Genomic DNA, 9,995 nt, shown 5'->3' on the forward strand with positions numbered 1-9,995 from the left:
AAAAACTTTGAGATTAAAAATAGTGATACAAGAGATAGTAAAGACAAAAAAATAATATTTGATTTGGCACAAGATGTCACATTAAACAGCGTAAAATTAAAAGACGTTACTTTAGATAAAACAGGCTTAACTATTGAAAATGGCCCTAAAATAATAGCGGATGGTATTGATGCTGCAGGTAAAAAAATAACAGGTCTTGCGGGTGGATATCTTAACGCAAATTCGACAGATGCCGTTAATGGCGGACAGCTTCATACTATCACAGATGATTTATCAAAGATTTTAGGTGGCGGTCTATCCTTTGATGGTGAAAGCTTTAAACAACCAAAGTATGATTTATCGACAGTTTCTAAAGATGGTGAGGTAACAGATAAATCTCATACCGATGTTGGTTCTGCCTTTAAAGGACTTGATGAGAATATCAAGAATGTGAATGCTCGTATTAAGGAGTTTGAAAAGGACGTTTCTTCGAATGGTTTAAATTGGGATGGTAGTGTAGGTGATGGTGGTGCCTACAATGCTGCTCATGGTGAGAAGGATGCGAGCAAGATTGTTAATGTCGCTGATGGTAAGGTAGAGAAAGATTCGCACGAAGCTATAACAGGTTCCCAGCTTTATTCATTGGGCGATGAAGTTGCGAAGTATTTTGGCGGTGATGCTAAATATGAGAATGGCGTATTAAACGAACCAACCTTCAAACTCAAAATTTTCAACTTAGAGAGCAATGAAGTTGAAGAACAAACCTACCATAATGTAGCGGAAACCTTTGACGGAATTGATAAGAATTTCCAGAACATCGTTAATGACTTTAAAGAACAAGTCACGAATATCACAGAATCTGTTCAAGGCGATGCTCTGTTGTGGGATGATAAAGCACAATCCTTTGTAGCCAAGCATGGGGAAAAAGATGGAGAAAAGGAAAACAGCAAAATCACATCGCTTGCTGCTGGTTCTATAATATCAGGCTCGAGTGATGCGATTAATGGCGATCAGCTTCATACAATCACTGAGGATTTATCAAAAATTTTAGGTGGAGATGTATCCTTTGATGGAAAAAACTTTAAAGTACCAGGGTATAAATTATCGAATATTGATGAAGATGGTGAAGTAACAGATAAACCGCATACCGATGTTGGTTCTGCCTTTAAAGGACTTGATGATAATATCAAGAATGTGAATGCTCGCATTAAGGAAGTTTCAAAAGGAGTTGCACAAGATTCTTTATCTTGGAACGATGGTGACAAAGCTTTTGTCGCTCTGCATGGGGAAGGAGATGACAGAAAAGCCAGTAAAATCACATCGTTGGCTGTAGGAGATATTACGAAAGAATCGACGGATGCAGTAAATGGTTCCCAACTTTATTCATTGGGCGATCAGGTTGCAAAATATTTTTCTGATGACGCTGAATATAAGGATGGAGAACTTAATGTTCCTGATTTTAAGCTCAAGACCATCAATGATGATGGCACTGAAGCTGAATCAAGCTACAAGAATGTATCAGATGCATTTTCAGGTGTGGGTAAACTTTTCACAAAGGTTCAAAATGCGATCAGCGATGTAATCAGTAATCTGCTTGTTACGAAAAATGAAGATGTTATCAACATTGGTAAAGGAGTAGACGGTAGTGAAATCAATATCGCAAACAAGAGTGGTGCAGCACGGACTATTTCTGGTGTTGGGGAAGCAACAAAGGATAATGAAGCGGTTAACAAAGGTCAACTTGATAAAGGTTTGAAGGATCTTTCTGATACCCTTTTATCTGATAGTTCTTCTGTTGTTCTTTACGATAAAACAACAGATGATCAAATTGATTATACAAATGTAACTTTTGGTAAAGGTAAGGATGCTAAACCTGTTGCGCTGCATAATGTAGCCGCAGGATCGATTTCGGAAAACTCAACGGATGTTATCAATGGAGGACAGGTTCACATCCTTTCAACGGATGTAGCAAAATTCTTGGGTGGAGATGCTGAATTTAATAATGGCACTTTTAAAGGGCCAACTTATAATTTATCCAGTATTGATAAAGATGGTGAAGTAACAGATAAACCGCATACCGATGTTGGTTCTGCCTTTAAAGGACTTGATGATAATATCAAGACTGTTAACGCTCGTATTAAGGAAGTTTCAGAGGGAGTTGCACAAGATTCTTTATCTTGGAGCGATGGTGACAAAGCCTTTGTAGCCAAGCATGGAGAAAAAGACGGTGAGAAGATAAACAGCAAGATCACATCACTTGCGAATGGTTCTATAGCATCAGGTTCGAGTGATGCGGTTAATGGCGGACAGCTTTATTCTTTGAATCAGACGCTAGCAAGGTATTTTGGTGGTGATGCTAAATATGAAGATGACGAATGGAGCGACCCAACTTTCACTCTTAAAACCTACAACGCAGATGGTACGGAAGGTGATCCACAGGAACATCATAATGTAGCGGAAGCCTTTGCAGGAATTGATAAGAATGTGCAGAACATCGTTAAAGACTTTAAAGAAAAAGTCACGAATATTACACAAGAGGTTCAAGGTGATGCTTTGTTGTGGGATAAGACTACAGGCGCCTTTGTAGCCAAGCATGGAGAAAAAGACGGAGAGAAGACAAACAGCAAGATCACATCGCTTGCGAATGGCTCTATAGTATCAGGCTCGAGTGATGCGGTTAATGGCGGACAGATTTATGATCTGAATCAGTCTCTAGCAAAGTATTTTGGTGGTGATGCTAAGTATGATGGTGATGGCTGGGTCCTTCCAGGTTTCAAGATAATGACTTTCCAAGAAGATGGCAGCTTTGAAGAGGAGGATTATGATAGCATTGCAGCGGCGTTTGCCGGTATTAATAAGGTCTTCAAGAATCTTCATAATGAGATTTCAGGAAACATTGAGCAAAATGCATTGTTGTGGAGTGATGATGCGGGTGCGTTTGTAGCACAGCATGAGAAAGAAGGTAAAAAGGAAAACGGTAAGATCACGTTCCTTGCGGAAGGAAAGATATCAGAAGATTCGACGGATGCGATTAATGGTGGTCAGATTTATACTCTTCAACAGACATTTGCCTCGTATTTTGGAGGAGGAGCTGGTTATGATAAGGAAGGAAACTGGCAAGGACCCAAATTTTATGTTCAAGCATTCAATGATGATGGTACGAAAGGCGATAAAGAGGAGCGTAAGAGTGTCTCTGAAGCCTTTGAAGTTGTTAATGACAGCATGAGTACGATCAACGATCGTATAAAAGAAGTTGCAAAGGATGTTGCTTCGAATGGTTTGAATTGGAATGAAGAAAAAGGAAGCTATGATGCGTCTCACGCTGATGATCAGGGGGTTAAGAGTCCCAGTAAGATTATCAATGTAGAGGATGGGAAAGTAGACGAAGATTCGAAAGAAGCAGTTAATGGAGGACAGCTTTGGAAAACCCAGCAGATGATTACAGATCAGGTCAAGGGTATTGAAACTAAAGTTACGGAGGGCTCAGTCCAATATGATAAAGATGAAACAGGCAAAAAGACTAATAAAGTTACATTAGTTGGTGGAGATGACAGTTCTCCAGTGTTAATAGACAATGTAGCGGATGGAAAGATTGAAAATGGTTCGAAAGAAGCTGTTAATGGAGGTCAGTTACATGATTATACAGAACAGCAGATGAAGACGGTTCTTGAGGATGCCAATAAGTATACGGATGAGAAAGTTAGTAGTCTTGTCAATAATGGCGTTAACGAGGCTAATTCTTATACGGATATGAAGTTTTCGACATTAAGTTACGCTGTTGAGGATGTTCGCAAGGAAGCAAGACAAGCAGCAGCTGTTGGTTTAGCGGTAGCTGGTTTACGCTATAGTGATATTCCCGGAAAATTAACAATTGCATTTGGTAGTGGTTTATGGCGTAGTCAATCTGCTTTTGCTTTTGGTGCTGGTTATACTTCAGAGAACGGTGATATTGGTTCCAACTTGTCAATTACCACTTCTGGAGGTCACTGGGGTATAAGTGCAGGGGTTAATGTGATACTCAACTAATAAACGACTGAATCCATAAAATTGATTTGCCTTTTTCTTATTTAAGAAAAGGGCAATTTTTTTACCTTCTTCCAGAGCCCTCTAAAGCTATTTTAAATGTACAAAACTCCCGTAATTATATAAAATCCGAATATAAAAAGCTTATTACAACTTTTATTGAGAATAAAAGACCTTAGTGGTAAAGATTCAAAAAATTGATTACTATTTTTTTGATAACTAGGTAATAAGGTTATTGCTCTATCTTGTTATTTTGATTTATTAAAGTTCATAAAGCAATGTGAGTACGAATAGACCCTTTATTAAAAAGAGACAGTTTTAGCTTTTATTTTCGTGTAGTGTTAAACCTATGCTTTATATTGGTATCGTTATAATTTTTCATTAAAATTCTTGTTGTTTAAATGACAAATTATCTTAAGAATAGAATATTTAAAAATATTATGTTTTTTTAATCAGTTTCATTTTTTGTAGCTTCATAGTAAAATTTTAATTTCTCCAAATTGTTTTAACCTAATTACGAGTATAAGAAGCAAATAGTGCAAATTCTTACAATTCAAAATATGTCTTTATTTATGTTTTAGGCATGGTTTTTTTGAGGGTTTGTTATGAAAAAATTATTGAATCACATTCAAAGGAAATAGCTCAAGTTTTCAGCGTTTATTTTATCGGTTGTTTGTAGTAACGTTTTCATTGGGAGTTGTGATAGTTGTTTTTTATCGAATGCTATTCCTGTTTTGGCGAAAAAAATTGATATAATAGAACAGTCGCTTCAAGCCATGGCAAGAGCAACAAAGAGCTATTCTCAAGGAAAAATGCTCTTTTCTGTGTATGCTAATTCTAACAGCATTGGTGCTCTCTCAAAAGGGTTTGATTTATCAAAAGCAAGTTATTTAACAGCACTTAATACAGCACAGCAATGGCGCCGATAGTGGATGCTTCTACAGACGATAGTGGCTATGTCAATTTTCTCGTCAATACGCTGTCTATTTAAGAGTAAGGATGGTTTGAATGAGAGATGTCTTACCGATCCGCAATTTGTGATGAACAATAACTCTACAATTACAATAAGTTATGAAAACAACGAAGATGTAACGATTATTGATGGATCTGACATCTTGCGACATGATTTCATTACAAGAATGCAACGATCTACAGGTACGCAACGTACTCCAAACACAAGTATTGCTTTAGGTAGTGGAATGCAAGCGGAAAAAGAAGGGAGCGTTGCTATGGGCAATATGGCTCACGCTTTAAGTAAAAACAGCGTTGCAATAGATGGTGAATATAATAAGAAGAGTGAACATGGAGATAATGATTATACAGCTGTAGGAGCTGTTTCTAAAGCTAGCATATGGTTCGATTGCTCTTTGGTGCATATGCATTTGCTCAAGAAGTTATTTCTATAGGTTCTTATTCTAACGTTATGGCTAAAGGGGGTATTGCTATCGGAAACAACTCTGTGCTTGGTAGGGATGCTGGCGTTTTTTTGGTATACGTTTCTTCTACAAGGACCGGCTAAAACACCAAATCTCAATGGAAAAGTACGAAGGTGCAGTGCATATTGGTGTTCCTAGTAAGAACATAACGCGACAAATTATAGGCGTAGCAGCTGGTAGCAAACCTGCTGATACAGTGAACCTTAGGTAGTTGCAGGATTTAGAAGAATTCGTAAGAAAAAAGGTTAGAAACTGCCTATTGCTGGTGAGGCAGCTAAAGATGTGGTTGCTAGATAATACAATAAATTTTTATCCGGAGGAAGTAACTTCAGGGTTAGAAGAGATAAGGACGATGAAAATAAGCTCATATTTGGTTTGACTAATGACATAGCATTAAAAAGCATAACATTAGGAGAGAAAACAAAAGTAGATACAACAGGCTTAGTAATTACTGATGGCCTGCAAATAACCGCCGGCATTATTAATGCGGCGAGTAAAAAAGTAACAAATGTTGCAGAATGAACTCGCAATACTGATGCAGTGAATTTTTCACAACTGAACGAAATAAAAGAACAAATAGCAGTGAGTATTTTTGTAAAACAGGATACAGCAACAAAATACATTACCATGGGTACGGATATAGATGGTGATAAAATCGATATTGCGAATATAGGGTGATAAATTACGGAAAATTCCACTGATGTTATCAATGAAGAACAAGTTTACATCCTTTCAACGGATGTAGCAAAATTTTTGGGTGGAGATGCTGAATTTAAGTATGGTACTTTTACAGCTCCTACTTATAAATTATCTCAGATTGATGAAAAAGGTACGGTAATAAAGAAATCATATAGCGATTCTAGCTTAGCTTTTACAGGTCTTGATACCAATATCAAGAATATAAATAATCGTATTAAAGAAGTCTCTGAGGGGTGTGCAGGGTTCTTTGTCATGGAGCACAAAGGATCAAGCTTTTTTTGCAAAACATGGAGAGAAGCAAGAAAACAGCAAGATAACGCATCTTTTGGATGGAGATATTTCAGAAGGCTCGACAGATGCTATAACAGGGAACCAGATTTATTCATTAAAAAATCAATTTGCAGCATATTTCGGTGGAGGAGAAAACTATGGTAAGAAAGGCAGATGGATGGCGCCTGAGTTTAAAGTTCAAGCATTCAATAAAGATGGTATGAAGGGCGAGAAAGCTATAACGATGTTGTGCTAATGCATTTGAAGGCGTTAATGAAAGCATGTCAAATATCAACGATCGCATAAAGGACGTTGAAGAGAATGTATCATTGAATAGTTTAAATTGGGATAAAAAAGAAGAAGCGTATAATGCAGGTCGTGGTGTTGATAAGAATAAGAAGGCGAGTAAGATTATCAATGTAGAGGGTGGAAAGGTAGAAGAAGGCTCGAAAGAAGCGGTAAACGGTGATCAGTTACATGATTATACGAAAAAGCAGACAGATATGATTCTCGATAAAGCGAAAGAATATACATATGAGAAGGTGTCTAATATTGTAAAGGATGCTGTTAAAAAGGTTTATTCGTATACAGAAATAAAGTTTGCAGCGTTAAGTTATACTGTTGGAGATGTTCGGAAAGAGGCAAGACAAGTAGCAGCCATAGATTTAGCAGTATCGAATTTAAGTTATGAAGATACCCTTGGACTTTAAGCATTTCATTTGGTACGGATGCATTGGTGTAGTGCATCCGTCTTTGCTATCAGAGCCGGTTATATGTCAGAAGATGGAATCTGCTCCAATCTCTCCGCAACGAGTTCTGGTGGTCATTGGGGTGTAGGTATTGGGCTTAATTTAATACTGAACTAGATAAGCAAAAAACTTTTCTTAAATATGCTCTTTGCTCTTGCCTCATCAAAGCGGGGGCATTTTAGTAAAAAGCTTTCATAAATCCTCTAATGAAGTAAAAAATCTTATTCACGAAAAATAAACTGATGCCTAAACGGATGATCAATAGGCACAAAAATTATACTTTTTTCAAAGAGGTCAAAGCTAAAAACGACACACAGCCTTTGGTAGAAAAAAGAAATCAATTCTAATATTAAGTATTTTTTTACTTTCCTCAAATTGACTTTCACGAACCTGCCCCTAATTAACCTTCAAAGACGCTGTAGAAACAACAGTTTATGTCTTAATTTTATTTATGTCCTAAACCATGCTGTAAAAGCAGGAACACGCAAGGGAAATAAGAAAGCTTTAGAGTTCTAGAGCATACCTTTTTTGTGCTTTTAATCTATTATTATGAGGGGGTATTATGAAAAAATTATATACTACACAAAATCTGCGTGATTTGAGTTTTTCTCGTTCACATCATCGATCATCATTGTTTAAAGTGGCTTCATTAGGAACTGCGGTGGCATTGTTTTTATCGAATGCTTCTCCTGTTTTTTCAGCAAATCTCGATTTAACAAAAGCATCTCTTGAAAATGTGAAGAATGCTGCCGTGGTTTATCCGCAAAGTACTCTTTCTGCTTATAATGATTATACAAGTGGTATGGGGAGGGAAAATTCTGTCATAAATGTTTTAACAGTCGACGGAAGGTCTGTATGGAAAGATGCGCAAAATATCTTTACAGTGGGTGGCGCTGTTATTTTAGATCCAGAGAAATATACGGCAAAGGGGAAAAGTGTTGCTATAGACTCTACAGCGCACGCTTTAGGACTAGGTAATATCGCGATAGATGCCGGATATAATAACCAAGATGATATTAGGGATGCATTCTTAAATGCTTATTCTTCACGAGTGAGGGCTGATAGTAATGAAACTGTTGCTATAGGGTTTGGGCCTGAAACGCGGGCGTATGGAAAGGTTATTCTTGGGGAAGGTTCTTCGAGTAAGGCGGGTGCGGGTGCTCCCGGTTTCGATTTTTTCACTAAAAGCCCATCAAAGGTAGATAATGAGATATGGAAAAGTAATGCGGGGCCAGCAACTATTGGTAATGATGTAAATAAGATGACGCGCCAGCTTGAGGGGGTGGCAGCTGGTACTTATAGTACTGATGCTGTGAATGTTGCGCAGTTAGGATCATTACAAAAATACGTAGACCAAGGTTGGAGTTTGTCTGTTGGGGGTGAAAATGCTAAAGCCGTTGGTATAAAAGATACTGTAGATTTGTCAGTTGCAAGTGACAACCTTACGATTACAAAAGGTGCGGAAGACAATAATGTAAAATTTGATCTAGCAGATAATATTACAGTGACAAGTGTGACTGCAGGGAACTCCTCTATGAATAATGATGGCATTATGTTTGCTAATGGGGCTAGAATAACTGTGGATGGTATTGATGCTGGCAATAAACAGATTACAGGAGTGGCAGCCGGGCAAGACCCTAATGATGCAGTGAATTTTGCGCAGCTAAAAGAGATAAAAAATCAAATAGAAGGAAATAGCCTTGTTAAGCAGGAAGGAGAAGCAGGTAGTATCACCATTGGTATGGCAACAGGGGGGGCTGAAATCAATGTTGCAAACAAATCAGGTGATGCTCGTACAATTTCTGGTTTAAAAGAAGCCGTTAATGATGATGAAGCCGTTAACAAAGCCCAACTTGATAAAAGTATAGAGAAGATTTCTAATGATATTAATCTCACAAGTGCTGCTGCAGTTCTCTATGATAAAGAAAACGGTGCTGTTAATTATAGTAGCGTAACTTTAGGTGGGATGAATAACCAAGTCCCTGTTGCCCTTCATAACGTCAAAGATGGCATGATTGCGCAAGGATCGCATGATGCAATCAATGGGGGCCAAATTAATCAAATCTCCCAAGATATAGCAGACTATTTTGGTGGTGATGCCTCATTCGAGAATGGTGCTTTTGTAGGACCACGGTATAATTTATCTACAGTTTCTGCAGATGGTTCTGCGGGGCAGAAAACCTTTGAAAATGTTGGTGAGGCTTTGACAGGTCTTGACGCAAATGTAAAGAATGTGAATAGCCGCTTAACACATGTATCCAATGAGTTTAGTCAGAAAATTGATGGTGTCTCTAAAGATTCCCTCTTGTGGAGCGAAAAGGAACAAGCGTTTGTTGCTCTGCATGGTCCAAACGGAGAAAAAACAAACAGCAAAATCACATTTTTGGATAATGGAGATGTTTCTGCTAACTCAACGGATGCTGTAAATGGTTCGCAGCTCTTTACGACTAATCAGAATGTTACCACTGTTGCGAATAATCTGACAACAATTTCTCAAAATATATCGAAGTATTTTGGGGGTGGTGCAGATGTGTCTAACGGTAAGGCTCCCACTTACACTATTCAGGGCAAACCACATAATGATTTTGAATCTGCTTTTAGTACTGTTGATAATTCTATCACGAATATCCAAAATCAGATTACGAATGCGACGAAAAATAGCCTTGTTAAGCAGGAGGAAAATGAAGGTACTATCACTGTTGGTAAAGCAACAGGTGGGACTAAAATCAATGTTGCAAACAAATCAGGTGATGCTCGTACAGTTTCTGGTTTAAAAGAAGCCGTTAATGATGATGAAGCCGTTAACAAAGCCCAACTTGATAAAAGTATAGAGAAGATT

General features: G+C 37.8%; 5 protein-coding genes and 2 pseudogenes. All 7 read left to right on the forward strand.

Translation table 11 applies throughout. The annotated features are described in order from the left end of the window. Positions 1 to 4,005, forward strand: a 4,005-nt coding sequence (locus tag ACFIJP_RS07895; RefSeq protein WP_375626801.1) for a YadA-like family protein, incomplete at its 5' end; no start/stop codon positions are given. Between the two features lie 731 nt (positions 4,006 to 4,736). Continuing rightward, positions 4,737 to 4,931: a hypothetical protein gene (locus tag ACFIJP_RS07900; RefSeq protein WP_375626803.1), complete on the forward strand. Its 195-nt coding sequence runs from the start codon at positions 4,737 to 4,739 to the stop codon at positions 4,929 to 4,931. A gap of 75 nt (positions 4,932 to 5,006) precedes the next feature. Continuing rightward, positions 5,007 to 5,408 (forward strand): hypothetical protein, encoded by a 402-nt coding sequence (locus ACFIJP_RS07905; protein WP_375626804.1) that lies wholly within the window; start codon positions 5,007 to 5,009, stop codon positions 5,406 to 5,408. 976 nt (positions 5,409 to 6,384) lie between these two features. Continuing rightward, the gene (locus tag ACFIJP_RS07910) at positions 6,385 to 6,663 is read left to right on the forward strand and encodes a hypothetical protein (RefSeq protein WP_375626806.1); all 279 of its coding nucleotides are present in this window, start codon (positions 6,385 to 6,387) and stop codon (positions 6,661 to 6,663) included. 25 nt (positions 6,664 to 6,688) lie between these two features. Beyond that, positions 6,689 to 7,117 (forward strand): hypothetical protein, encoded by a 429-nt coding sequence (locus ACFIJP_RS07915; protein WP_375626808.1) that lies wholly within the window; start codon positions 6,689 to 6,691, stop codon positions 7,115 to 7,117. A gap of 1,300 nt (positions 7,118 to 8,417) precedes the next feature. Beyond that, positions 8,418 to 8,537 (forward strand): annotated as a pseudogene (locus ACFIJP_RS09830) (hypothetical protein); the annotation flags it as partial. A 171-nt stretch (positions 8,538 to 8,708) separates the two neighbouring features. Further along, positions 8,709 to 9,995: pseudogene (locus ACFIJP_RS09835) on the forward strand (hypothetical protein); the annotation flags it as partial.

The sequence above is a fragment of the Bartonella sp. MU37NMGALS genome (genome assembly GCF_042194015.1).
Classification (GTDB): domain Bacteria; phylum Pseudomonadota; class Alphaproteobacteria; order Rhizobiales; family Rhizobiaceae; genus Bartonella; species Bartonella grahamii.